Here is a 25,641-nt window from a genome sequence, read left to right as displayed (position 1 = left end):
AATCACGAAGTATTTGGCAAGCAAGGGAGCTGCATGTAAAACGCTTCCTATGTTGACCTTTGATATTGCCGATGTTTGGACCAAAATTAATCAGATTGAGCAGTCTTGTGAGGAAGCCTTTAGGCTCAAGACCCCTTATTTGGCTCCCAAGGATCCGAATCGCGATATTGACTTGCTGCATCCAAAATACCACCCTCCCAAAAAGGGTTTTTCGACTATCGAAGGCCAGGCCCGCATGCTTCATGATCTGGCCAGCATCGAACTTCAGGCCATGGAGTTGGGGGTGCGCACACTTTCTGAGTTCCCTGATGCCCCTGAAGGTTTCAAAGAAGAACTGGTCGCGGTGACGGTTTCCGAAGCCCAGCATTTACGAATGTGTCTTGAGGGTATTGAAGCCCTTGGTTTCAAATGGGGTGATTGGCCTGTTCATGCAGCCCTTTGGTATGCGGTGGCGCCCGAGGACACGCTTTTGGATCGTATCCTGATCGTACATCGTTACCTTGAAGGCAGTGGTCTGGATGCGGGTGACACTTTGATTCGTCGTCTGGAAGGAACATCGGGCAAAGAGAGCATTCAAAAAATCGTGAAGCAAATCAATTTTGAAGAGATTGGTCACGTGGATTTCGGTTCGCGTTGGTATCGCGAGATTTGCCGTCAAAATAAGATCGATTCATCTGTGGATTTTCCAAAGCGCATGGATGATCTACGCCATCGTCTGCCTAAGCGTGTGGAGCCGATCAACCGCATTCTGCGCGGTAAAGCGGGTTTCACTGACGAAGAAATTCAGTACTACGAGAATCTTCGTCTGGATTTTATCAATCCCTTGGCTGTATCTACACAACGTTAGTATCAAATCAGAAAGCATTTCGATGGTCTTTGTTGATTGAAACAATGACTTTTTCTTCGTGGGCGGTACACTTTAGAAATGAAAAGTGTTTTCATCCTTGTTTGCTGCATTCTTCTGATATCGGTTTTCTCAACGCCGACTCGCGCAGCACCGGCTCGTGCAACTCTGGTGTCTCAAGCTTGTGAGCGACACTATGTTTTGGGGTTGATCAGTGTTCCACCAATTTACTTTGTTAAGTCCGGAAAGAAGAATGGTCTGGGCTATGAGTTTTCAATCGAGGCCATGCGCAGGCTTGAATGTCGTTTCAGTGAACAAGTGGGTGGTGTTTCTGTTCTGATGAACTCATTCGCCAATAACAGATTGGATTTTCTAGGACCCCTGACTGACGATGTGGCTTTTAAGAATTCAGAATTTATCGGTCTCTGGCGTGCGCCAAGACTAATGCTGATAAAGAAAGCAGACAAAGATGTGAAGGCGAAAAATATTGAGGCCTATATTGCAGATACAAGTCTGGTCTTTGGCACTCTTATTGGCAGAAATATTTACTATAAAGCTGAAGAAATAAGTGCCCTAAGGAAAGCCAATCGCGTACGTACATATGCAAGTGGAGAAGATATTGTCAGAGCTTTGCGGGCGGGGAAAGTCCAGGCTCTTATTGCGGGCCCTTACGTTCTAGGATATTACTTCGACAAAAAAGAACTTGTTGAGGATTATGCTCAAATCCAAGGGAGCGGAAATCCATTAGAATGGGGATTTCATCTTTCAACAACTCGACTGAACAACGAAGAACGTGGTCGCTTGAAAAATGCTTTCTTGAAAATGAAGGAAGATGGAACTGCTGAGCGGATTCAGAATAAATACGACCAATTTGAATTTGGGGATCGGGAGTAGCCGGGATTGATCCTGGATGTTTGACATTCAACAAAATACATCTACCATACAGGTGTGACCGGTATTTTACTGAAAGTGTTTTCACTTCTATTCACCGTGAATGTGTCGTTGGCGCAGGATTCTCTGCCGCAGAAAAGCGCTTGTGAAAAACGCTATGTTATTTCTTTTCAAGACGACGCCCCGGGTTTCTTTGTCGATAAAAATAGTAAAAAAAACGGAACCGCTTACGAACTATTGTTAGAGATTGTGCGTCGATTGGGTTGTAAATCCACGGAACAGGTAAACTCCTATCTGATCGCTCGCGAAAATATGGCGCGAAATAAAACCGATATCTATGCACTGGGTACGCCTGACGAGAGATTTGAAAAGTCTGCCGAGTTTGTTGAGATGTACCGAATACCCAGATATCTGGTGGTAAATAAAAGATATGTGAATAAGGAATCCACAATCGAAAGTGTTCTTGTAAATCCCAAGGTTCAGTTCGGGAATGTGCTTGAGGGGCGTCTGTTTATTAAGGAATCGGAAATGAAAGCGCTGGTTGCCAAGCACCGCTTGCGGGAGTATCCGGGGCCGGGCCTGGTTTTCAGAGCGCTTTTGGATGGGCGGATTCAGGCGACGTTCAGTTCTCCGGCATTTAATTACTATTATCTGACAATGGAGAATCGAATGCAGGACTTTTACTCCATCGAGGATGTTAAAGGCGAGCCGATTGTTTCAGGATTTCATCTGTCGAAGAAAAGATTGTCAGAAAAGGAACGAGCTGAGATCCGTAGAATTATCATTGATATTCGTCAAGACGGCACTCTTGCAAAAATCGCGATGAAATATGTGAACTCTGAGGATTTAAAGCACTATCAGCCGCTGTCTCAGTAACCGTAGATATCACGGTTCGAACAATTCCAGATATTTTTCATCTGATTGCCGCGGATCTTGAATGTTTCTGCCAATAAAAAACACTCGGGACGGGAGTTCAGCATGCGTTGTTTGTTGTCGCTCCAGCAATACCATCTCATATCGTCGGCGTTTTCAGGATCGGGATTGCGGTTGGCAAAATAGTCACAGATATCCGGAGACAGAACTGTCTTATTTTGGGTGAGGCAGCTCCACTCTTGACCCAATTGATACTGATTGCTGGTTTCCGCTTTCAAAATGCACGAAGGCAGTCCTGGCGTGATCAGCAGGGAGTATTTGTACTGATTTAATACTTCACGGGCACTCATGAAGACACGTGCCTTCAGTAAGGGATCCGCCGTTTTTAAAACCATTTCCAGAAAGTCCATGTCTTCAGGGCGCCAGAAAGGTTTCATGACCTGCAACGCAATCGTTCGCTCATACTCCTTGTCGGGGGAGGCGATTTTGGTAAACAGAAAAGTTCTGGTGTCCTCGTTAAGCTCTGAATAACAACCCAATGTCAGCATGAAATAAGGGGACCGCGCAGACAGCTCACGCAGACGCAGGAAAGTCATGTTTTGAAAGCCCGGCTCGTCGCGGATGATTCCGCAGATCTGGCGAACTTTGGCGTAGTTCATGGTTTGACCGTAGGCTTTATCCAAAAGCAAACGAACTTGCATGTCGCGGGAAAAAGGATCCACAAGGCCCAGGCTTGCAGAGACTTGCATGACATCATGTTGGATGGTGACAAGTTCTGTGTTATTGGCCTTAATCTTTGCCAGGGATTTTTTAATAATGTCTTTGCTGACGGAATCAATTTGCCCGGCAATGGTGTCGCCGTAGGAAAGCTGGCTCGCAAGAGAGTCAAAGAAAGTGGTGACTTTGTTTTCTTGGGCAATTTGCACGACGGCTTTGCTTTGTGCCGCTTTGTCGTCCGAGCGAAGTGCGCAGTACAATCCACGGTCTTCGGGAGTTACCGCTTTCCATGGAGTGGTCTCGCGGAATGACTGTCCCTTGAAGGCCGCCGCCAATTTTGCATTTGGAGCAGATGAGAGGTTGTCCAAGTGAGAGTTGTAGTTACCGACGCTTTTTAAATAACGATTCAAAATAGGTGCTGCATATTTACCCAAAGGACCGGTGCTGTAGAATCCATAGAGTTTGGTCGTGTCCGGGAATATTGAAGCAAATCTCTTTTCAAGACTGAATCCCTGCTGGGCATAGCGCGATGCCACGACTTGCTCTGCAAAGTCCAAGGGGATGCCGTCGTTCAACAGAACATTCAGATACTGATCTATAGTGCGGTGATCTCTTTTTTGAGACGCTAATGTGTTGCAACCCATCAGGAAAACTTCCTTGGGGTTTTTCAGAATTCCCGGGCAGGAATTGTCGCAACTGGCTTTTTCCATTTGTGCGATGTCGATGGTTTGTGAAGTGCCTTCGCCAAAAAACAATCCACCAAAGTGACCCGAGATCAAAAGGACATCGCATTGAATCCCGCTTCTGCAGGCTTGCTGAAACCAGCGTGGGTCTTTGTTGTCAGGTACAAGTTCGACGAAATTGAAACCCTGCTTGGTCAGAGCCGCGGCAAAGGTGGCGATTTCATCGTTGGAGTTTAGAGTCATGCTGCAAAATGTTTTCGCAGCATGAGCCGTTGAGCTCACGAGTAAAGCAGTCAGAATAAACATTTTTACTAGTGAATTGAGTTTCATAGTGATTATTTGGAAGCGGTTTTAATGGTGCATGTATAGCTAGTGGGTGTGCCGCCAAATTGTAGTTTTTTGCATTCAATCGTTGAGTTTGTGGCATCAACTGATGTGACTTTAAGAACAGGGTAGTCAGACTGATCGATTGAAATACTGGAATTGCCTTGGGCAGAAGATAAAAGAGATTCCGTCAATAGGGCTGCATTGCTGTTGCTGTAGCCTTCAAGGGTCACCTCTGCGGCGAAAGCTGATGAAGCGAGAAATGAAATAGTTAAAGCCAATGCGAGTGTTTTCATATTACGAACTCCTTAATTAAAAGTCTAAAAAGTGGGCTCTTTATCACTTGCAATTAAGGTGCTGGAATATGCTGGAATAGGCTTGATTTGAATGCTTTTGTGCTGTCAAAGATGCCCAGAAAGGGCACCTTATTTGAGTTCCTAGTCCAGGCTCTCGTCTTCCTCAAGGAAGCGCCATTTGCCCTCTGGAAGTTTACCCAGGCGGATGTTCCCGATGCGCACACGTTTTAGACCCGTGACTTTAAGGCCAACAGCCTCACACATTCGTCGAATCTGGCGTTTTTTTCCTTCTTTAAGAACAAAGCGTAACTGGTCGGCATTGATCCATTCAACGATTGCAGGTTTTAACTCTTTGCCATCCAGGGAAAGTCCGTGACGAAGAAGTTTCAGCCTCTCCTCAGGCAGTTGTCCCTGAACGCGGACGATGTACTCTTTTTCAAGCTTCGTCTCTTCGTTGATGATCTTCTTGGCGATGCGACCATCCTGGGTAAATAGCAACAGCCCCTGGGAATCGATATCCAGGCGTCCTGCGACCGCAATACCTTTAAGGTGCTCGGGCTTCAGACGTTGTTTTGATTCACCAAATTGGTTCTCCTGAGTGATCAGGCGGATTGCAGGAATGTATTGTGGTTCAGGCTGAGCGGAAACGTAACCAACGGGCTTGTTTAAAAGAATCGTTGCCAGGCGTTTTTGTTGTTTCAGGGCCTCGGCTTCCAGAGTGATTTTCGCATCAGGATCCACCTTGGTGCCCAATTGATCTATCTTTTGGCCATTCACCATGACCAAACCACGGGATATATAATCATCCGCTTCGCGACGGGAGCAGATGCCTCTTTCAGCCATTAGTTTCGAAAGGCGTACTTTTTCTTTTTCTTCACTCATGGCTGGATCTCCGTCCAAATGTCACTGGTTTCATAGAGTCGAATATGGGCTATCTGCTTTTCTGGCAAATGCTCTTTCAGCTTTTCCAGAAAATACAGGGCGATGTTCTCTGTCGTTGGGATCGTGGTTTTAAACTCAGGAATCACAAAGTTCAAGTGTTCATGATCCAAAAAAGATGTCAGGTTTTTTAAGAGGCTTTTATACTCTTCAAGTTTCACTTGAACCTCGCCTTCGGTCAGATGAAAACCCACTTCAAGTGTGTAGTTGTGCCCGTGCCCATGTTCAGTAAAACATCTGCCGAAGTTCTTGAGGTTTTCCTCAGAACTCCATAGGGGCTGGTGATAAAGATGGGCAGCGGAAAATCCACTCTGTAAAGTTAAAATCATGTCAGTGTGATGCCGCCATCAATTGTCAGAGTCGCACCCGTGGTCCAGCTGGATTCCGGGCTTCCCAGGAAGTAAATGGCTTTGGCGATTTCTTCTGCAGTGCCGATGCGACCCAGTGGCTGCATCGGGTTCATTTTGGAGACGGCCTCTTTTTTTTCAGACTCACCCAGGGCATTGAATGGATGTATTGGTGTGTCCACGATTCCCGGTGCGACTGCGTTAACACGAATATTAAACGGCCCGCCTTCAAGTGCGTTACTTTGCGTGTAATTGATCATGGCTGCCTTCATGGCAGAGTACGCCGACGTGGCGGCTGTGGGTTTTAATCCCAATGAAGAGGAGACATTGACGATGGAGCCACCGCCGTGTTGCTTGAAGTACGGATAAAAGGCGCGGGTCAGGCGCACGGCACTCATCAGATTAACATCAAATTCCTTTTGCCATAATTCATCAGAGCCTTGCTCTGTCGTGTGCACATCAAAGATGCCGGCATTGTTTACTAAAACTTCCACGCGGTGAATATTGGTGGAAAGGATTTCGCCAATGCGTTTATTAAGGGCAGGGACGTCTGTCAGGTCACAGCTCATTAAAGAGGCCCCTGCACGACATTGCACGGCGACTTCGGCCAGGCGGTCCTTATTGCGACCCATGAGGTAAACGAAATAGCCGTTCTTACCGAAGTGAATGGCAGTGGCTGCGCCGATTCCGCTGGAAGCCCCTGTAATAACGACTGCTTTTTTCATGTTCTCGACCCCTGTCTCAAAGTAAGACTTATGCTAGCAAAAGACTTCGCCGATAGGAAGTCATGTCATTGCGCGAAGCTGCTTCTGTTGGATTAAAATACTTCATTTTTGGGACTGCTATCCTAGTGGCCTTTTACGGGCATTTTTAGGGCCACCCCTGGATCCGCCTCTGAATACGTGATTCCTTTTGCAAAGGTGCGGAAATAATCATCATACATGTGGTAATAACCATCGTCGCCCGAGGACGTGCCCCAGCTGTTTTTGATTTTCCATTTTAATATTTTACCTGTTCGTGGGTCGCGCTCATATCCGACTATTTGCACGGCATGGCCGCCATCATTTTTTTTGAATTGCTCGCGCAATTCGCGATTCAAGGGTTTTGCATAGGAGGGCGTATAAAAAGCGCGGATTGACATTATGCCTGTGGACTTGTCGACATACTCTGCATGGTGTTCGTAAGCCAGATAAACCATCTGACCACGATCAATCAGTTGGGTCGCTGCCGATTCCACTGACGCCAGATCTGTGTTGATCTTGGTGTCGCCTTTTACTTGCTCTGCATGTGTCATGCTCTTGCGATTTGCCATGATCACCATTTGTGTTTGTGGTGCTCTTAAAAAAGAGAAATATTCTTTGGCAAAGGAGTGGGGGGTCCACTGCTTTCCTTGAAATGAAAATTCTGTTGGCAGTTCTCCAACGAAGTCGTTAAACAGTGATTTTAGCTGGGCTTCGCCGTGTGCAAGGATTCTACTTTTCTGTTCTGGAGTTTCGGCTTTTTCTGTCGCAGCTTTGGTGCGTGCGATAATGTTTTCCAGATACTCTTTCATTTTTTGAGCTGTGGGATTCTTGTAGTATTCAGTTTTTGGTGTCCAAACCCCTTCAGGGATCAGGCCAAATTCCAGAATGCTGTCCTTTGAATTAAGGGAGCCTGCGCCCAATTCAATTCCTGCTTTATTGTCTTGTACGCGCATTTGCATAAGCGAGCGGCTTAAGAGCTGTTTCGCCCCCAGATAATGATTGGAAAGGGGTAATACATCGCCAGTACGGCGGGTGTAGTTCTTTTCAAGGGAAGCCAGCCACGAATGCAGGTGGCAGGTGCCGAGGTTGCATTGATTCTTGATATCCACTTCCTGTGAGATCTCTTTTGAGTATTGTGTATTGTGTTTGAAGTCGGGGCGCAAATTTCCCCAGGGAGTTCCCGAGAAAATATGAGCACACATCGGCGGACCCGCCGCTTCGGCAAATTGCGCAGTCCCAAAATGGACAATGAAAATGGCTAGAAAGAAGAGATGTTTCATATTCCGTCCATTTCTGGTGTGATCAGTCGGCCTGTGAACTCACGCGGCAGTTGAACCTTTTCAAGTGATTTAATCTTACGTAAGGAAATATCTCCGCGCATGATTTCTGGCAGCACTAAACCTTTCGGCGATTTCAGCTTATCCAGGAATAAATTGCCGCGCATGACTTCAGGAAGACGTAAATCATGGGCCCAGGACAAAGAGAGGTCGATATCGCCGAATACCATTTTGGGCAGTTTGAGGCCGCCGGTGACGTTTGAAACCTTGTTCAGTGTGACATCACCCCAGTGAACCTGGATGCCTTCGCGGTAAAGTTCAGAATCAGAAGTGGATATTTGGTCTTCGCGCACATTCAGTGCCGTGGATAGATCCTTCTTAATGTTTCGAGTTGCACGAATAGCATCGATGCGTGGGTCTTTTTTATGTCCAAAGCCCTGAATGATTTCACCGGTTTCATAAAGAAACATAATTTCTTCATTTGTCAGCGGTAGGTTCTTAAGGTGTTTTTGTTCCACCAAACCCAGCAATTTCATATGGGCATTTCTTTTTTTATAAAGTTCGCCTTCTGCGCCGAATTCCTTCAATTTGTTATCCAGGATGTCAGTCTTAACGATTTTATCGTCCAGATTCTGCTCTTTGGCGATGCCACGGACTTCGCCGATGCGATCGCCTTCCATGCGGATTGCGATTCGTGGCTCCGTGGGCTGACCGTGTTCATTCATGCTGTAGTAGACGTAGAAGTCGCCGTCCCGCAATTGTTTTGCCGCAGTTGCTGGTTGTTGAGTGCACCATCCGGTATTTTTACAAGCCAATGAATCAACCAAAGGTTTCGGGCTGGATCCCTGGTTGTATTTAACCCATTTTCCGTCGATGCTTAATGTTTCAAGCTTGCGGTTGATTTCAACAAAAACAGAGCGACCAAAGATTTTTCCAAAATTAGCCCCATCAAGCAGGCTCAGGGTTTCGGGATCTTCGATTTTGTCCAGAGAGCGATTGTTGACCTTGGCCATCATGGCATCCAAAGTTTTTTGCAAAGCCACTTTATCAAGTGTTGGGAAAGGAGCTGTTTGGCCTTTTCCGCGATTGGCAAAAACACCCGTTTCAAAATCAAATTTACCAAGCTTGGTCATCCCTTGGAATGCCCAGATCTTAACCCACATTGGATAATTCATTGATTCGGTGGAAAACAAAATATGATCAATCCAGGATTTCAAAGAGGACTTTTGATCGGCAATCACCACCTGCGCAAGGTACTCGCGGTTTTCTGGTGTCAGTTTAAGAACGCCGCGGCCGGTTTCCAGATAGATGCGTGCCTGAAGTTCATAATAAGCTTCGGGGATATCGGATTTTTTGATGACGAATTCCTGATTCAGCTTTTCCGTAACCAGGCGCTGGGCACGGGAGTTAGCCTGGTTTAGACCAAGCCATGATTCATAACGGGCGATCCAGTTCTGAATTTTTTCAACGGGCTTGCTTAAGGCTTTGCCCGTAATCAGTTTGTGAACTTCAGCGGCTCTGGTGACGCCAGGGGAGGTGTGATCGGGGGTTTTTCGTGAAAGCAGGAATTGTGCACCGGATTTTGTGTCAGCTGCGGATTCCTGCGCAAAGACGGAGGTGCAAAGCGGAGGTTGCGCATTTACGGCAGAGAGTTGTCCATATGTTAAACATAGGAATAACCCAAAGACCTTCGTAAAATGATTTACGCCGAATTTCCACTTCATGCTTTTTATAAAGAGCAAGGCGGGGGCCATGAGGCTGTATCAAAGTGAGACAGGCACGTGTGTGTGGCAGAAATAAAAAAAAGCCAGGATGGGAGTCCTGGCTTTTAACGGATTGGATTTTGAAATGCGAACCAAAATTAACCGGCTTTGCGCGCCGTGAAGTGATAGAACTTCTTATCGAAGTCCGCCGCTCTTGCGCCTTCTTTCGTCAGCAAACCCTCTTTGAACCACGTGAAGTGTTCTGCGCAGAAGCTGGCTTTTTCAGCTTTCTTTTTGCAGCCTTCGCCACAGCATTTAGATGATTCAAGTGAAATAACGTTATTTGGAATTTGCTTTTCGAATTTTTTGTCAGCCATCTTGTGACCTCCAGTTGTAAATCTTAAGCTGGTTAAATGTCTTAAGACATAGATCTTATCGGCGTTGGTCTAACCGACTTGAGTCTGTCTGGAGAAAGATTCGAATAACTGGACCATGGGTTTACATGGTCTCAGATTGATATGCTAATGGCGATTTTACGACTAGATCAGTTGCATGAATGCAAAATGGTCCACAGGCTTTGAGAACAAATATCCCTGGCCATACTGAGCACCCAAAGTTTCCAGAACCAGGGCTTCGTCCTGATGCTCGATCCCTTCGGCGATGATTTCAAAGTCCATTTCGCGCGCAAGGTAAATGATACCGCTGACGACGGCTTTGGATTTTGGATCACTGAGAACCTTCATTACAAAGGAGCGGTCGATCTTCAGGTATGTGATTGGCATTTGAGTTAGATACTGCAAACTTGAAAATCCCGTCCCGAAGTCATCAATTGAAATTGCATAACCGTGCTGACGGCACTTGTGTAAAGTTTCAAGTGCAAGGACTCCATCCATCATGACACGCTCAGTGACTTCCAATTTGATATTCTTGGCATCCAACCCCTGTCTTTCGCGCAGATCTTCAAGGTTTTCCAGGAAGTCTGAATGCGTGAACTGGCGGCCCGAGATGTTGATGCTCATCATGAACTCGTCGGCTTCCTTCTTTTTGCCTTTTTGAATTAAGTGATCCTGGATCAGTTTCAATTCTTTAAGGGCGGCACTGATAATCCAGTGACCAATCGGAATTACCATGGACGAGTTTTCAATAACATCGATGAAAACATTCGGGGAGATCAATCCGCGCGTAGGGCTTTTCCAGCGTAAGAGTGCTTCGCAACCGATGATTTTACGGCTTTTTAGAGCGACAATCGGCTGGAAGAACAATTCAAATTCTTTATTCTGAAATGCCTGAAAAATGTCGTTTTCAAGTTTAATTTTCTGCAGAGCCTCGGCAGCGCCGTCATCACCCGCAACCATGCTTTCGATTTGCAGATCGGCCACCTTAAGGTTGCTACCGGTATTGGTGTTGGTGCTGCGGCGAAGACGTTTAAGCAGGACACGCATCAACAATTGCACAACCGTGTCGGTCATGGAGATTCGTTCCAAAAGTTGTTGTTTGGTAACAATGCTTAAGCGGACATCTTCCAGAGCTCGCACCGAAGCGGAGCGATCCTGATTGTCGATCAGGGACATTTCACCAAAGATCTCGCCTTCTCCCAAAATGGAAATTGGAATTTCTTCCTGATCTTTGGTGATGAAAATAAGTACTCGGCCTTTTTCGATAATATAGGCGCAATCGCCAGCATCACCTTCAGTAAAAACGATCTGCTCTTTTAGGATATCCACGGATTGAGGTAACATTGTCATATGGACTTAGTTTAAGGTCGTGGATGCAGTTGCGACAAGTCCAGCTGATTCATTTGGTTGAATTTCCACCCGATGAAATCCGGCTTGATCAACATTGCAAAATCAAAGGCTCCCATTGGAATAATCAGATGTTGATCCATCAGATATTTCACCCCTGTGAGACATAATTTTTTTTGTTCGGGGATTTTCTCTGTGTTCCCTAGTTGCGTGAGTATTTGATCGTATTTTGGATCTTTCAGCTGAATGTAATTTTCAGAACTCTGAGTGCTAAAAGTCTCCAGTGCGGCCAGACAAGTGGGGCGATCCAGGGAGACGCCTTTGCGAAATACGGCTGGCGGTAAGGTTTGCAACTGATTGATGAAGACTTTGTTTTCTTTGCTTTCAAGGTGCAGGCTAAGTCCCGCATTTTTCAACCACTGCGCCTGCATCCATTCAGTGGCGCGCTTGTGGTCCTCGCCTCCCAGGGAGGAAAATAACAAAGTGTATGTTTTATTTGTTTTAACTTTTGGAACTTTCTTTAAATCAAAATCAAAGCAAGGAGCTTTTTCCGGGAACCAGGAGTCGGGCAGGCCCGCGCATCCGGGGCGACCCTTGGCGGAGAAAAGTTTTTGCAGTTCCGTATAGTTAAGGGAATAAGTCAAAGCTTTGCGGAGGTCTTCGTTTTGGCGCAGCTCCGGACCGAAGCCAAGATAGTCAAAGCGAATCACCGGGATCCAATGAAAGTCAGGACGTGTTTTGGATTTTGGAATGAAAAGTGTCGGAAGTCGGCGCAGCAGGTGGAGTTGGTTTTTTTCGTATAATTGAAGGGCGACGGTGTCTTCTTCAATGAATAAAAACTCGACCAGGGGGCGTTGCGGATGTCCGCCACTGTACTTGAAGTTTGGTTCAAGGACGATTTTCTGTCCTTGCAGCCACTCCTTGATTTTGTAGGGGCCCGAGTAGACTTTCAAATCCTCTTTGGTTGGAGCCAGGAGAAAACTTGCCAAATTGTATTCAAAATCAGGGGCTTGGCCCTGGAACTCAAAGCGAATAGTCAGTGGGTCAGGAATGCTGACTCCGAGTGTGTCGGGCTCCTTCAGGTCTTTGTAAATGTCTTCGGCGTTTTTGATCTTAAACAAAAGGTCTGCGCGAGGTGCTGCAACTTTTGGGTTGAGCATTTTTTTGTAAGCTCTCAGAAAGTCTGCGGAAGTCAGGGGGCTTCCATCGCTCCATTGGAGATTTTTGTTCAGTTTGCAGACCAGGGCTCTGGATTTTTCCCGGGAACATTTGCCCAGATCCGGAACCAGTCCTTTTTGGTTGTCGTAGGTGTAGATGTTGCGAAACAGATTTGAAAGCAAGTAAGACGATGCTGAGGTTTTCTGACGATTGGGGTCCGTCTGGGTCGGCTCGCCAGATAGATGCAGGCGAAAAACAAAGGGCACTGACTTTGAATCAGCACCCTGGGTTTGTAGAGAAACTAAAAGTAAAAACGCCGAAAGAAAGAGTTTCATCCGGATATTTTGCGATTGAACTGACTATTTGTCCAATTCCATTTTAGCGATCGTTTGAAGTTGCATGTTAGTCGTACCTTCGTAGATTTGACCAATTTTTGCATCTCTCCAGAACTTTTCAACTGGGTATTCTTTTGTGAAACCGTTGCCGCCGAACAAATCGATCGCTTTAGAAGTGATCTTTTCAGCTGCACGTGAAGAGTAAAGTTTTGCCATAGCTGCTGATTCGATGAAATCAAGACCCGCGTCTTTCAAACGAGCGGCATTGTAAACCATCAAACGAGCGGCTTCCAATTCAGTGCGCATTTCAGCCAACTGGAATTGAACGCCTTGGAAATGAGCGATTGGTTTGCCGAATTGCTCGCGACCTTTAACATAGTTCAAAGCGGCTTCGTAAGCACCTTGAGCGATACCGATCATTTGTGCGCCGATACCGATACGACCTTCATTCAACGTTTCGATAGCGATTTTATAGCCTTTGCCAACTTCGCCAAGTACGTTTTCTTTTGGTACTTCGCAGTTTTCAAACAACAATTCGCAAGTTGAAGAAGCGCGGATGCCCAATTTGTCTTCTTTTTTACCAACTTTGAAGCCTTTGAAAGACTTCTCAACGATGAACGCTGTGATGCCTTTGTAGCCTTTAGCCATGTCGATGTTTGCGAAGCAGATAAATACGTCCGCTTCGTTACCGTTTGTGATCCAAAGTTTTGAACCGTTCAAAACCCATTTATCACCTTTATCTTCTGCTTTAAGTTTCAATGCGAATGCATCAGAACCAGATGAAGATTCAGACAATGCGTAAGCGCCCACCCATTTAGAGGCCATTGCGCCCAAGTATTTTTCTTTTTGCGCTTCAGTACCCCATTTAAGGAATGCATTTGTAGTCAGAGTGTTTTGTACGTCTACAAGAACGGATACAGATCCGTCCACGCGACCGATCTCTTCAACAGCCAAGCAAGCCATTGTGAAAGTGGAACCCGCGCCGCCGTATTTTTCAGGAGTTTCGATCCCCATCAAGCCCATTTCAAAAAGCTTTTTAAGGATGTCTTTATTCATTTCGGCTTTTTCGTCCATGTGTGTCACATGGGGTTTGATTTCAGATTCTGCGAAAGCGCGAACCGCATCGCGGAAGGCTGATTCGTCTTCAGATAGTACTGTCAAAGCTGGACGTGCGTTTGTTACGTCAGACATGTTTTCTCCTGGTTCGTTAATTAACAAGTCCGAAGACCATAGCGATTTCGTTATTTTTTTTCAAGGACTGGGACGGACAAGAGCATTTCTCTTAACGAGCTGTGTTATGATGATTGCACTTATTATGTGCATTTGACGTCTCACACTAGACAAGGGTCTAGGTTTGCCGTCTAATCTTTGAAGGTAAATATATGGATATTGCAGAAATTGGCGCCAAGATTGGCATTTATTTTATCCCGTTCCTCTTTGCATTGTGCTTTCACGAGTACGCGCATGGTTGGGTTGCGCGCCTTCGTGGTGACAATACCGCAGAACAAATGGGCCGTCTGTCCATGAACCCGTTGGTTCATATGGATATGATCGGCACGCTTATTCTGCCATTGGTATCTATAGTATTGGCAACACCGATTTTCTTTGGGTGGGCAAAGCCAGTTCCTGTTAATACGCGCAATTTGAAAAATCCCCGTGTGGATATGTTCTGGATCGCATTGGCGGGGCCTCTTTCCAATATATTGTTGGCAATCGTGGGTGCGATTTTGATTGGCGTCGTGGCGAAGTTCTTCGGCGGCGTGGTTTATGCCAAAGGAATGATTGAGATCCTAAAAGCATTTTTGCTGACAAATTTGTTTTTGGCGTTTTTCAATATGATCCCGCTTCATCCTTTGGATGGCGGTAAAGTGCTCGCAAGATTTTTGCCGGCGCAGGTTAACTATAAATTAGAACAGAACGAACACATCACCAGCATGGTATTGATGGGATTGGTATTGACGGGTGCTTTGCGCATTCTGGCAGTTCCGGTTTTTTGGAGTGCACAAAGTTTACTTACGTTGGCGTTGGGTGGTTTCGGAGTTTCCTAACAAGGATTTTCGTACATTCAGCACGTTTTGGTAGAGGGGACCATCTTCATGAGTATTACAGTTCAATTGCCCAAGTTTGAGGGACCTCTGGGCTTGTTGCTTTATCTTATCCGCAAGGAAGAGATGGATATTATGGATATTAAAATCCATGAGATCACAAAGCAATACCTTGATTATATCCGTTTGATGAAGGAACTGGATTTGGAAGTTGCCGGTGAGTTCATCGCCATGGCTTCCACATTGATTCAAATCAAATCCCGCATGCTTTTGCCACAATACGATGAAAATGGCGAAGTGATCGAGCAGGAAGATCCACGTAAAGAATTGGTTCAAAAACTTCTTGAATACCAAAAGTATCAGGAAGCGGCGAAATTGCTTTATGACCGTCCTTTGGTGGGACGTGACGTTTGGTTGCGTGGTTCCCGCGAAAGACTGGACGAAAAAGAAGACGAAATCATTCTTGAGGACAATGCCTTGTTCTCGTTGATTTCTTCGTACCGTAAAGTTTTGCGTTCCGTGAAAAAGAAAGTCCACCAGGTTGCTGCGAAAGCACAATCCATTTCCAGCCGTGTTTTGGAATTGAAAGACCGTCTTTTCGTTGGCCAAAGAGTGACCATGATGGAATTGGTGAATGCCACTGAAGACCGTGCTCGTCAGGCGTTGATTACATTTCTGTCCTTGCTTGAGCTTGGTAAAATGGGTTTCGTCGGTCTTTATCAGACCGAAGTTTACTCTGACATCTGGGTCGATACTAAAAAACCAATCGAAACAGACGTTTTATCCCGCGTAGAGGAATACGACTCTATGGGTTCTGACAGAATCGCGCAGCAGATGATGGATGACGCTAAAAAAGCGGACCCAACAGATGATCTGGCTGATATCGAGGATGAAGCACCGGTCGAGCAACAGGCGCAAATGAGCTTTGGGGAAACGCCAATGGATTTTGCAGCTGGTATGTCGGATCTAACAGCGGAAATCGCTGGTATGGATGCGGAGTTGGATTTCCTGGAAACGACTGAGGGTGAGCTGGCTTCAGACGACGAAATTCTTGCGGCTGAAACAGAGCTTTTTAGTGGTGAGATGGAAATGGCAATCGAAGAGACGGTTGTTGAGTCTGAAATGACCATCGCTGATTCAGAAGTTATCGTTGAGATGACGGAAGAAATCGTTGCAGAAGCGGACTTCAGTACTGAAGTGATCGCCGATACTGCAGTTGAATCTGAACTTGTTTTTGAAGAATTTATTGATACTGATCCTAAGACAGAGGCTGAGGCGTAAAGATGTCTAAGAAGAAAAAGAACTCAAAAAAGAACAATGAAGTTTTAGACACAGAGATTTTGGAAAACGAACTTACTGTTGTGGCGGAAGTCACAGCAGAAGAGGAAACTCTGGAAATGACTGCTGAGGAAACGGAAGTTTCTGAAGAGTTGAATGAGCTGGATGGTATCGAGTCTGATGCTTCCATCTTCCTTCAGGAAGAGGAAGAGTCTGAAGGATTCCTGCCGGAAGCTACGGATGAAGACTCCGCTGAAATGGAAGCTTCTGAAGAAAGTTCAGACGATGTTTCTGTTGAAGGCACTGAACTTGATGGTTTCGAGTCTGCGGACATTGAAGAACTTGAGTTCGTCGATGAAGATCGTCTGGAAAGTATCGTTGAAAGCGTCTTGTTCGCTTCAGACCGTCCAGTTTCTTTGGCTTCTTTGAAATTGCTATTTAAAGGTACCAATATCAAAGGTGATAAACTTCGCCGCGTACTTGATCAATTGGCAGTTGAATATGCCGGTGGTCGCCGTGGGGTGACTTTGGAAGAAGTTCCAGGTGGTTACCAGTTGCGTACCAAAGTCGACAATATGGATTTCCTAAAACGCACTTTGAAAGCTCGTCAATTCAAGCTTTCTGGTCCGGCTTTGGAGACTTTGTCTATCGTTGCTTACAAGCAGCCTTGTGTGAAGTCCGACGTGGATGAAATCCGCGGCGTGGAATCTGGTCACTTGTTGCGCGCTTTGATGGAGAAAAATCTGGTCAGCTTCGAAGGCAAATCTGATCTTCCAGGTCGTCCGATGCAATACGGAACGACTCGTAAGTTCCTTGAAATCTTCGGTCTAAGATCCTTGAAAGAGCTTCCAACACTTTCTCAAATTGATGAATTGTTGCCAGAAGGCATGGATGAGCAAATGGCGGAAGAAAAACCGACATTGGCTTCCATCACAGATTCATTGGTGGCAACGGGTGTGGATACGGTCAGCTATTCTTCTGGTGAAGAGGAATTGTTGAAAATCTCCTCTCAACTTGAGGAAATCACGACTTCTTCTGACTTCTTTGCAGAAGAAAAACGCCGCCAGGCTGAAAAACGCGATCTTGAGCGTGCTCAAAACATCCGCGAAGCTCTGGCTATGGGTGAGCCCGTGGCAACTCGTGATGCAAACTGGTTGAATAAATACGACGAGGCTTTGGCAGCTGGAACCACTTTAGTGCAAATCAAAGCGGAAGAGAGTGCAGCTAAAATGGCAGCACTTAAAAATTCTGGCAAAAATTCCACTGAGGGTGGATCCAGTGATGATGCTGCCGCTGAGAATACAGAGGCATCTGAAGAGTTGTCCGCTGACGCTGAGCTAGAAAATGAATTGACTGCAGCCGAAGAAGCTTTCGACAATGATAGTGATATCGAGATGGCTTCTGACGATCAAATCTACGCTGATGGTGAGGACGAGGAGTCATCTGAGGAAGATGAACTACCGTTCTACGGAGAGGCGGACGAGATCGATGGCGAAGGTGAAGCCGTTACTTAAGATCCTGGCAAGTGTCTGGATCGTTTATAATATCGCAGCATTAATGGTAATGCCCAACGTAAGTTCTTACTTTGGGCGTGTTGCCTCCAAATATGTCGGACCCTACGCGAATCTTGTGGGGCTTAATGCCGGGTGGAATTTCTTTTCTCCGGATCCGGCTCATCCCATGTATCTTAAAGTCAGTGTGAATTATCCGGCGAATGAAGACGGTTCTTATCGTGATCCTTTGTTCACGACCTATCCGCCACCTGACGAGGAAAATAAAGTCGCAGGACTGACCAGAAAACGCGAGTGGGCGGTGATGCGCTTTATGGTGATAGATCCTCGCCGCTTGCGCCAGATTTTTGGACCGTGGCTGTGTCGACAATATCCAGGAGCTGAAAGCATTGATATGGAGCATGTGGTGGAGACTTTGCCATTGCTGGATGAAGCGGCCTTCAATAAAGACGTCAATCTGCTTGATATGTCCCAGGAGCGTCGTTACGCCAAAGCAGCCGTGCGCTGTGATGGCACAGGTGACGAGGAGAGCTTATGATGAATCTTCAAGCTAATCTGAAAAATGCCTGGTCCTTATGGGATAACTTTTGGTTTGCTCCACAAAATCTTCTCGGCCTTGCATTCATGCGTATCGTTTTGTGTGCAACGTTACTCTATATGAGTGCGATGCGCTTTTACAATATGCAGTTTTTTACTGATGAAAGTTGGGTTTCCAAAGCCAATGCTTTGTTGATATTGCCAGAGTTGGGGAGACCTGGATTCAGCTGGAATTTCTGGCCGGATTCAGCGAATTCTCCGATGCTGATTGTGCTGGTGACTTTGTTTGCGCTGCTAACATTGGGAATTGGTGGTCGGATTTTGATGGCTTTGGCCTGGGTGATAAATGCAGGCTTTATCTATCGCAATTATCCGGTGAACTTTGGTGCTGATGTGATCGGCGCCTTGTTTTTGTTTTACATGATTTTCACCAATTCCTGCGAACGTTTGAGTGTTTTGAATCTATTCCGCGAAAAAAGAACCTTCAAATCGTCAGACGCTCTTTCAAGTATGATGATCCGCATGATGCAAGTGCAGATCATGGCGATCTATGCCTACACGGGATGGGAAAAGCTTAAAGGGGCCAGCTGGTGGGATGGAACCGCGCTATGGAGTGTGCTTGCGAATCCTCAGATGACCACTATGGATTTCAGCTTTCTCAGAGAAATCCCCTGGGTGATTCCAGTGTTGGGATATTCGACGATTCTTTTTGAAGTCTATTTCCCGCCGATGGTGATTTGGCATAAAAGCCGCCACCTATGGTTGTTTATGGGGTTGTTGATGCATTTGGGGATTGGAATTTTCATGGGCTTGATGCCATTTGCGACTGTAATGCTTTCCACCTACTTCTTATTCCTTAGCCCTATCATGTTGCAGGAAAAAATCGTCTCAAAACTGGACTTCTCCAGAAATTGATACAGTTTTAGGCGCTCCCTCATTTATCCTTAAGGTACGGGGGAGTTTCTATGAAAACCGATTTTAACAAATTCGCGACGTGTTTCGCGTTGATGTCGTTACTGGCGTCTTGTGCACCGGTTTCGGAAAATTCCCTTTTGTCTTCGGATGCTTCCAATCCTGATTCTCACAGTTTGAATTCCACGCCGCTTTCAACAGAACTTCAGCTGGTGGCGGATGTCTACAATCTTGGTGCGGCAACGTCGACCAAGGCTGTGGAGTTAAGTGGTGCGTGCTACACGTCCACTTATCCCACGCATAGAATCACGGCGACTGTGAATGGTGCGAACGTCGCTGCTGCAAATATCTTTGATATGTCCAGTTCAACAGCCACAGGGTACGGAACCTGCCGTAATGGTCGCTTCAATATCGTCCTTCGCGGCAATGGGCTTGCGAGTGGTGCAAACAATATCGTTCTGTTGTTAACGGGTTATGATGCGCAAAGTGTGGCAGCAACGAGCGGCAATAGTTATGCTCGTTACTACGTTATAAGAACAGATTAAAATCATCCCGTAGTTTTTTCGGGGCTTCCAGATTTTTAGAATCAATTAAAATTGTGCCTTTGAGTTTCAACTCACGAATGTGGGAGGCGCGTCTTTGCGGCGGCAGTCCTGGGGAAGTCAATTCCTGCAGAGTGCTGTTAAAAGGTGTCTTTAAAAGGTTCTGCTCTTGCAATGAGTTTTCTGTCATTGCCAGCAGAATTTCCATGGCAAGATCTTGTTTGTCTGAAGCCTGAGGGATCGAAGCTCCCCATACCAGCAATGCACTTAAATCATCTTGAATGGTCAAATCAGGGGTGGCCTCATTCAGTGGCATCTCGGCAGCACCTTCGCGTTTTTCATTCGTGATAAGTTGATCCAAAGGCAGTGTCAGAATCTTTTTCTGTTGCAGCAAAGAGAGCCAGCCTTTGTCCTGCCAGATTGAGAAATGCTTGAGCAGCAAGTCCTCGTCGTTAAGCAGGAATAGAGTCGTGGCTTTCTTGTCTTTAAGGAATTCCTCGAAAGACACATTGTTGGTGGTTTTAAATCCCGTCTTCATCCAGTAAAGAGGGTAAAAGTAAATATTCCGGATGGTGCTGACAGGTGGAAGGAAGTCTGCGGCAATTTTTTCAGTCAGCGGGTTTTCCAGGCTGGAGGCCAGTAGATTTTGCTTATTCAAAGTGTTGGCCCAGTAGTAAGGCAAAAGCAAAATGTCCTGAGCAGGTGATGCAATCACTTTCGCCTGAATGGAATTCCAGTCGCGAGTGACGGTCACTTCAAATTTTATGCGTAAGTTGTTTTCGAGTTGAGCCTGAACACTTTTAGGGAAGAGAGACTCATCTGTAATCAGGATGCGCACCTTGGTGGGACGCAGGATGTAGTCTTTGGAAATGCCTTGAGGCAGGTATCCGTGTAGGAAACCCACCCCCATGCATACTAAAAATAAAAATATCCAAAGAAAATTAGAACGCCTCATCGAAGGCTACCGAGCCGCTGATACCAGTTTGGTATGCAGAAACGCGTCTTTCGAAGAAGTTTGCAAGTTCTTGCATGTCCTGAAGTTCCATGAAGCCGAACGGATTTTTCACGTTGTAGCGTGGAGCAATGTTCAGGCTTTCAAGACGTTGATCTGCACAGTATTCAAGATACTGACGCATGTCTTTTGGAGAAAGGCCTGCCACGCCCAGTTGCAATACGTCGTTGGCAAATTCCATCTCACACTCGATAGCGTCTTCAAGCATTTGCACAACCATGTCTTCCATTTGTGAATTGAATAGATCCGGCTCTTCTTGGCGAGCTGTTTTGATCACTTCAATTGCGAAAGCCATGTGCATGGATTCGTCGCGGAATACCCAGTTTGTGCCGGATGCAAGACCTTGCAACAAACCTTTGGAACGCAAGAAGTATACGTACGCGAAAGCTGCATAGAAGAACAACCCTTCAACGCAAGTCGCGAAGCAGATTAGATTCATCAGGAAGCGACGACGGTCTTCTTTGGTTTTAAGTTCGTTCAACTCGTTGATAGAGTCGATCCACTTAAAGCAGAAGTCCGCTTTCTTTTTGATGGAAGGGATGTTTTCGATCGCAGAAAATGCCTCTGCGCGCTCATCTGGATTTGGAATATAAGAATCCAAAAGTGTCAGATAGAACTGAACGTGCAAAGCTTCTTCATAAAGCTGGCGGGACAAGTACATACGGCCCTCTGGAGAGTTCACGTGCTTGTACAAGTTCAACACAAGGTTGTTACCAACGATAGAGTCACCCGTCGCAAAGAATGCCACCAGGCGGGAGATCAAGTGTCTCTCTGCTGGAGTCATTTTCGAGTGAAGGTCGACCAAGTCTGTGGAGAAATCAATTTCATCCACAGTCCAAGTGTTCTTGATACCATTTTTGTACATTTCGTACATAGTCGGGTATTTCATCGGGCGAAGAGTTAAGTTAAAGCCTGGATCTAAAATCATAATATTCCTCTCGTCAATAGTCGGCTGAACCGACTATTGACACGCCTCACATGCTTCTGGATTTTCCAAAGAGCAAGCGATCACTTCTGAATCTGTGTATTCTTTCTTAGGAGCAGCGGCTTCCTGAGTTGCTACCGGAGCTGCATCCATAGTGTTTGCAGCAGCAGTCGTCATACCCATGCCGTTGTTAGAAGACTTCACAGTCGTTTTTGCAATTTTCGTCGCTGGACGAGAACGCAAGTAATAAGTCGTTTTCACACCTTGTTTCCATGCATACATGTACATGGAAGAAACTTTACCGATTGTCGGGCTTTCCATGAACAAGTTCAAAGATTGAGCTTGGTCGATGTAAGCGCCACGAGCTGCAGCCATTTCGATCAATGACTTCATCGGAACTTCCCAAACAGTGCGGTACAATTCTTTCAATTGAGGAGGGATCGCAGTGATTTCATCAATGGAGCCGTCGTTCAATTTGATTTCATTGCGCATGTCTTCAGTCCAAAGGCCGATCGCTTTAAGATCTTGTACCAAGTACTTATTGATCTGCATGAACTCACCAGAAAGTGTTTCACGTTTGAACAAGTTAGATACTTGAGGCTCGATCGCTTCGTAGCAACCTACGATAGAAGCGATAGTTGCTGTTGGCGCGATAGCGATCAACAAAGAGTTACGCAAACCGTGTTGTTTGATCTTCGCTTTCAAAGCGTTGAAACGCTCTGGTTGCGAAGGAGTCACACCCCAAAGGTCGTATTGCAACATACCTTTAGCAGCACGAGTTTGTTCGTAAGCACCGTGAGGACCGTGTTTTTCAGCCAGTTCACAAGAAGTCAAAAGAGCATTGTAGTAGATCTCTTCCTGGATTTTTGCAGACAAATCACGAGCCGCTTGAGAATCAAAAGGCAACTTCAACAGGAAGAATGCATCTTGAAGACCCATCACACCCAATCCAACTGGACGCCATTTGTGGTTGGAGTCTTTAGCAGTATCGATAGGGTAGAAGTTGATATCAACAACGCGGTCCAGGTACTTCACTGCTGTGCGAACAGATTTCGCCAGTTTATCGAAGTTGAACTGACCGTTTTCCACGTGTCTGCCAAGGTTTACAGAACCCAAGTTACAAACTGCTGTTTCAGAGTTTGAAGTGACTTCCAGGATCTCTGTGCACAAGTTGGAAAGATGGATCACATTGCCAGCCTCACCAGTTTGGTTGGCTTTCATGTTGGAAGCATCTTTAAATGTCATCCAGCCGTTACCAGTCTGCGCAAGAGTTTTCATCATGCGAGAGTAAAGGTCGCGGGCTTTGATTTGTTTTGTGTATAGTTTTTCAGACTCTGCTTTTTCAAATGCAGCGTCGAATTCCGGGCCATAAGTGTCTACGAAGTGAGGAACCACGCGTGGGTCAAACAAAGACCACATGCCATCAGTTTCAACACGTTTCATGAACAAATCTGGAACCCAGTTTGCCAGGTTCAGGTTGTGGGTACGTTTAGCTTCGTCACCTGTGTTATCGCGAAGTTCAAGGAATTCTTCAATGTCTGCATGCCAAGTTTCCAAGTACACACAAGCAGCACCTTTACGTTTACCACCTTGATTTACTGCAGACACCGAAGAGTCCATAGTTTTCAACCAAGGGATGATACCGTTAGAGTGACCATTTGTTCCTTTGATCAAAGAACCACGGGAACGAATACGAGAGTAGGCTACACCAATGCCGCCTGCAAATTTTGAAAGCAAAGCGATGTCTGTGTACTTTTTGTAGATAGCTTCCAAGTCATCTGATGGAGAATCCAAAAGATAGCAAGAAGACATCTGAGGGCGCAAAGTACCAGAGTTGAACAATGTTGGCGTAGAAGCCATGTAATCATGAGAGGAGATCAAACGATAGAACTCGATCGCTTCATCAACAGTTTGCGCCAAACCGCAAGCCACACGCATAAAGAAGTATTGAGGTGTTTCAAACACCTGACGTGAAGTTGGATTTTTCAACAAATAGCGATCGTAAACAGTTCTTAGACCAAAGTATTCAAAACGGTCTGTGCGGTAAGGCTCGATAGCCGCGCAAAGAGCTGCTTTGTTTGCATCAACGAAGTTTTTCGTGTCTTCAGACAACAAACCTGCTTGGAAACCGAAGTTTACAGAGTCAGCGAAAGATTGGATTTTTTGAGAGCGAACTTCTTCGTCTACATACGTGCTCAAAAGGCGAGCCGCAAGGCGAGAGTATTCTGGCTCTTCACCGATCAACAAAGAGGCGGTGGAAATGCAAAGATTATCCAACTCATTTGTTGTCGCGCCATCATATAGACCACTGATAGCTTTAGTAGCTACGCGAAGTGGGTCTACTTGAGTTAGACCTTGGCAATTACGAGTCACACGTTCAACGATCTTCGTTACGTCGACTGGTTCAAGAGTTCCGTCTCTCTTTTTGACTCTCATGATGTGAGCTGTTGTTTCCAACATGATGCTATCCCCTCTGCCCAGTTCCTTTTGGGCAAAAAAATCCCCCGTCGCACATTGCCCCTCGCAAATGTCCGTCGTTGGTTCTATATAATGATGTAGATTGGTTGAGACTGAGTTGCTAATCCTTAGCTGAGTCTGTTTTGAGTCACTGAAACATAATGTTTGGCTTTGCAGCCTTCACAGAATTTGCTTCAGAAAAACGTCTACTACCTCCCTGTTGTACCCCTATATCTAGGGGTTGGTCCCGGGTGCCTCATCAATAAGGCGGGTATCGATCTCAATTCAACTTTGTAATTCTTTCTGGGAAGTTGCAAGAGTATTTTTTAAAATAACGCCAATTTTTTTGTGACGTTGCTCATCATTTAAGCAGAGTTATTCTTAATATTGACTCGTCTGTCCTGCGAAAAAGAGTGGCAAATCTCACGGTTCCTCGAGGGTAAAACTAAGGTCTAGGTGTTTTAAGCGGATTTTAGGGCCTCTCGCCTGAAATTTACCTGTCGTGATCTTACAGAAACTTAAATTGTGCAGAAACTCAGCACGGAGTTGCGTCCACGCGGCGAGATTTTTTTAGCAAAATTGCCTGCGCGCTTAAATCCAAATCCGTCGCGGCTTTGAAAAACTGCGATTGATAAGAGCCTTGTGCTCTAAGGTGATCGATAATCGCCTGATGCGTGCCCATTTTATTCTTCGTCCAATCCGGTGCCACCAGTTCATCCCAACGAGATGAATAAGCAGCCAGGCGATGCAGGGCAAAGCGCGGTGAGAGATGTTGCAGGAACAGCTCCACACGGCGTGTGTAGGTCTCCTGATCAATCGGCGCAAACTCACCACGGTGATAGATTTCCTCCAATGGTGTGTTCTTTAATACATGCAGATTGTGAAGTTTAACATTGGTAATAGGCAGAGTGTTTACGATCTCCGCCGTTTTAACGATTCGCTCATCAGTTTCGCCCGGGCTGCCAAAGATAAGATGAATGCCCAGATCCACCTTGGTATTGTCAGCAATCTTGTGAATCGCCTCAATAGCCGCCTCAGCCGTGTGTCCGCGGCGCATGAATTCCAGCTCATCATTGAAAAAACTCTGAACACCCATTTCGACGGCGACGAAGGATTTTTCGTTGTACTCATTCCATAAATCCAAAACCGCCTTGGACAGGCAATCCGGGCGAGTCCCCAGAGTGAAGCCTTTGACCCACGGATAAGAAAGAGCAATATCAAAGTTATTACGAAGTGCTGAAACTTTCGTGAATGTGTTGGTGTAAGCCTGGAAATAGATCAGGAAGGCTTTGGCTTTGTATTTGTGCGCAATGTGCTCGTGGTACTTTTCGATTTGTGTGCGCAACTCCATGGTCATGGCTTCGGCATTGGCCGCCGAACCCCAAACATCGCAAAACACGCAGGTTTGCATGCCTTTAAGGCCCATGCGATTGGGACAATTATCCACCACGGTGACAGAGATCTTGTAGACCTTCTCACCAAAGAGATGATTGTAGTGTTCACTGATAGTGTGATAGGGAAGTCCCAACCAGCCTTTTTCCATAGAAGGT

General features: G+C 45.9%; 24 protein-coding genes. 9 read left to right on the top strand and 15 right to left on the bottom strand.

The genetic code is table 11. The features are described 5' to 3' along the window. Positions 1 to 49: 49 nt before the first annotated feature. From ACLVWR_RS15825 to ACLVWR_RS15815, 3 genes are all read left to right on the top strand, one after another. Positions 50 to 847 carry a DUF455 family protein gene (locus tag ACLVWR_RS15825; RefSeq protein ID WP_413581573.1) on the top strand — a complete coding sequence of 266 codons (798 nt, stop codon included), beginning with the start codon at positions 50 to 52 and terminating at the stop codon, positions 845 to 847. A 78-nt stretch (positions 848 to 925) separates the two neighbouring features. After that, positions 926 to 1,738: a hypothetical protein gene (locus tag ACLVWR_RS15820; protein ID WP_413581572.1), complete on the top strand. Its 813-nt coding sequence runs from the start codon at positions 926 to 928 to the stop codon at positions 1,736 to 1,738. 54 nt (positions 1,739 to 1,792) lie between these two features. Next, positions 1,793 to 2,611 carry a transporter substrate-binding domain-containing protein gene (locus ACLVWR_RS15815; protein ID WP_413581571.1) on the top strand — a complete coding sequence of 273 codons (819 nt, stop codon included), beginning with the start codon at positions 1,793 to 1,795 and terminating at the stop codon, positions 2,609 to 2,611. Here the strand turns inward: ACLVWR_RS15815 and ACLVWR_RS15810 are convergent. The 11 genes from ACLVWR_RS15810 to ACLVWR_RS15760 all read right to left on the bottom strand — a co-directional run bounded on the left by ACLVWR_RS15810 (position 2,605) and on the right by ACLVWR_RS15760 (position 14,063). Next, the gene (locus ACLVWR_RS15810) at positions 2,605 to 4,338 is read right to left on the bottom strand and encodes a hypothetical protein (RefSeq protein ID WP_413581570.1); all 1,734 of its coding nucleotides are present in this window, start codon (positions 4,336 to 4,338) and stop codon (positions 2,605 to 2,607) included. The two genes, ACLVWR_RS15815 and ACLVWR_RS15810, sit on opposite strands and share 7 nt — an antisense overlap. Before the next feature lie 5 nt (positions 4,339 to 4,343). After that, the gene (locus tag ACLVWR_RS15805; protein WP_413581569.1) at positions 4,344 to 4,628 is read right to left on the bottom strand and encodes a hypothetical protein; all 285 of its coding nucleotides are present in this window, start codon (positions 4,626 to 4,628) and stop codon (positions 4,344 to 4,346) included. 141 nt (positions 4,629 to 4,769) lie between these two features. Beyond that, complete coding sequence (locus ACLVWR_RS15800) at positions 4,770 to 5,510, bottom strand: pseudouridine synthase (RefSeq protein ID WP_413581568.1); 741 nt, start codon at positions 5,508 to 5,510, stop codon at positions 4,770 to 4,772. Next, on the bottom strand, positions 5,507 to 5,896 hold the full coding sequence (locus ACLVWR_RS15795) for a 6-carboxytetrahydropterin synthase (protein WP_413581567.1): 390 nt from the start codon (positions 5,894 to 5,896) through the stop codon (positions 5,507 to 5,509). Before ACLVWR_RS15795 ends, ACLVWR_RS15800 begins: the two co-directional genes overlap by 4 nt. Next, positions 5,893 to 6,639 (bottom strand): SDR family NAD(P)-dependent oxidoreductase, encoded by a 747-nt coding sequence (locus ACLVWR_RS15790; RefSeq protein ID WP_413581566.1) that lies wholly within the window; start codon positions 6,637 to 6,639, stop codon positions 5,893 to 5,895. Before ACLVWR_RS15790 ends, ACLVWR_RS15795 begins: the two co-directional genes overlap by 4 nt. A 122-nt stretch (positions 6,640 to 6,761) precedes the next feature. Further along, positions 6,762 to 7,937 carry a C1 family peptidase gene (locus ACLVWR_RS15785; RefSeq protein ID WP_413581565.1) on the bottom strand — a complete coding sequence of 392 codons (1,176 nt, stop codon included), beginning with the start codon at positions 7,935 to 7,937 and terminating at the stop codon, positions 6,762 to 6,764. Continuing rightward, a complete protein-coding gene (locus tag ACLVWR_RS15780) occupies positions 7,934 to 9,658 on the bottom strand; it encodes a hypothetical protein (protein ID WP_413581564.1) in 1,725 nt (574 codons plus the stop codon). The genes ACLVWR_RS15785 and ACLVWR_RS15780 overlap by 4 nt, the downstream gene beginning before the upstream one ends. A 137-nt stretch (positions 9,659 to 9,795) precedes the next feature. After that, the gene (locus ACLVWR_RS15775; RefSeq protein ID WP_340597374.1) at positions 9,796 to 10,014 is read right to left on the bottom strand and encodes a hypothetical protein; all 219 of its coding nucleotides are present in this window, start codon (positions 10,012 to 10,014) and stop codon (positions 9,796 to 9,798) included. A 162-nt stretch (positions 10,015 to 10,176) separates the two neighbouring features. After that, entirely contained in the window at positions 10,177 to 11,382 is a 1,206-nt protein-coding gene (locus ACLVWR_RS15770; protein ID WP_413581563.1) for an EAL domain-containing protein, read from the bottom strand. Positions 11,383 to 11,393: 11 nt separating this feature from the next. Next, the gene (locus ACLVWR_RS15765; RefSeq protein ID WP_413581562.1) at positions 11,394 to 12,872 is read right to left on the bottom strand and encodes a peptide ABC transporter substrate-binding protein; all 1,479 of its coding nucleotides are present in this window, start codon (positions 12,870 to 12,872) and stop codon (positions 11,394 to 11,396) included. A 24-nt stretch (positions 12,873 to 12,896) separates the two neighbouring features. After that, entirely contained in the window at positions 12,897 to 14,063 is a 1,167-nt protein-coding gene (locus ACLVWR_RS15760) for an acyl-CoA dehydrogenase (protein WP_413581561.1), read from the bottom strand. Between the two features lie 191 nt (positions 14,064 to 14,254). Between ACLVWR_RS15760 and ACLVWR_RS15755 the strand changes: the two genes are divergently transcribed. From ACLVWR_RS15755 to ACLVWR_RS15730, 6 genes are read left to right on the top strand one after another with little or no spacing between them, the layout of a single operon-like run. After that, the gene (locus ACLVWR_RS15755; protein ID WP_413581560.1) at positions 14,255 to 14,920 is read left to right on the top strand and encodes a site-2 protease family protein; all 666 of its coding nucleotides are present in this window, start codon (positions 14,255 to 14,257) and stop codon (positions 14,918 to 14,920) included. Between the two features lie 48 nt (positions 14,921 to 14,968). Next, positions 14,969 to 16,198, top strand: a complete 1,230-nt coding sequence (locus ACLVWR_RS15750) for a segregation and condensation protein A (protein ID WP_413581559.1) — start codon at positions 14,969 to 14,971, stop codon at positions 16,196 to 16,198. 2 nt (positions 16,199 to 16,200) lie between these two features. Then, complete coding sequence (scpB, locus tag ACLVWR_RS15745; RefSeq protein ID WP_413581558.1) at positions 16,201 to 17,709, top strand: SMC-Scp complex subunit ScpB; 1,509 nt, start codon at positions 16,201 to 16,203, stop codon at positions 17,707 to 17,709. Continuing rightward, positions 17,684 to 18,244: a hypothetical protein gene (locus tag ACLVWR_RS15740; RefSeq protein ID WP_413581557.1), complete on the top strand. Its 561-nt coding sequence runs from the start codon at positions 17,684 to 17,686 to the stop codon at positions 18,242 to 18,244. Before scpB ends, ACLVWR_RS15740 begins: the two co-directional genes overlap by 26 nt. Then, positions 18,241 to 19,158: an HTTM domain-containing protein gene (locus ACLVWR_RS15735; protein ID WP_413581556.1), complete on the top strand. Its 918-nt coding sequence runs from the start codon at positions 18,241 to 18,243 to the stop codon at positions 19,156 to 19,158. The genes ACLVWR_RS15740 and ACLVWR_RS15735 overlap by 4 nt, the downstream gene beginning before the upstream one ends. A 50-nt stretch (positions 19,159 to 19,208) precedes the next feature. Beyond that, complete coding sequence (locus ACLVWR_RS15730) at positions 19,209 to 19,700, top strand: hypothetical protein (RefSeq protein WP_340597383.1); 492 nt, start codon at positions 19,209 to 19,211, stop codon at positions 19,698 to 19,700. Here the strand turns inward: ACLVWR_RS15730 and ACLVWR_RS15725 are convergent. The 4 genes from ACLVWR_RS15725 to ACLVWR_RS15710 all read right to left on the bottom strand — a co-directional run bounded on the left by ACLVWR_RS15725 (position 19,684) and on the right by ACLVWR_RS15710 (position 25,634). Continuing rightward, positions 19,684 to 20,607, bottom strand: coding sequence for a hypothetical protein (locus tag ACLVWR_RS15725; RefSeq protein WP_413581555.1), 924 nt, complete (start codon positions 20,605 to 20,607; stop codon positions 19,684 to 19,686). The genes ACLVWR_RS15730 and ACLVWR_RS15725 overlap by 17 nt on opposite strands. Before the next feature lie 31 nt (positions 20,608 to 20,638). Further along, the gene (locus ACLVWR_RS15720) at positions 20,639 to 21,637 is read right to left on the bottom strand and encodes a ribonucleotide-diphosphate reductase subunit beta (protein ID WP_413574479.1); all 999 of its coding nucleotides are present in this window, start codon (positions 21,635 to 21,637) and stop codon (positions 20,639 to 20,641) included. A 33-nt stretch (positions 21,638 to 21,670) separates the two neighbouring features. Continuing rightward, positions 21,671 to 24,094: a ribonucleoside-diphosphate reductase subunit alpha gene (locus tag ACLVWR_RS15715; RefSeq protein WP_413581554.1), complete on the bottom strand. Its 2,424-nt coding sequence runs from the start codon at positions 24,092 to 24,094 to the stop codon at positions 21,671 to 21,673. Between the two features lie 532 nt (positions 24,095 to 24,626). Beyond that, on the bottom strand, positions 24,627 to 25,634 hold the full coding sequence (locus ACLVWR_RS15710) for a TIGR01212 family radical SAM protein (RefSeq protein WP_413581553.1): 1,008 nt from the start codon (positions 25,632 to 25,634) through the stop codon (positions 24,627 to 24,629). Between the last annotated feature and the right edge of the window lie 7 nt (positions 25,635 to 25,641).

Source organism: Bdellovibrio sp. HCB288, assembly GCF_047305935.1.
In the GTDB taxonomy this organism is placed as follows: Bacteria; Bdellovibrionota; Bdellovibrionia; order Bdellovibrionales; family Bdellovibrionaceae; genus Bdellovibrio.
Note: the sequence above shows the minus strand (reverse complement) of the source record. Positions and strands in the feature narration are given on the sequence as shown.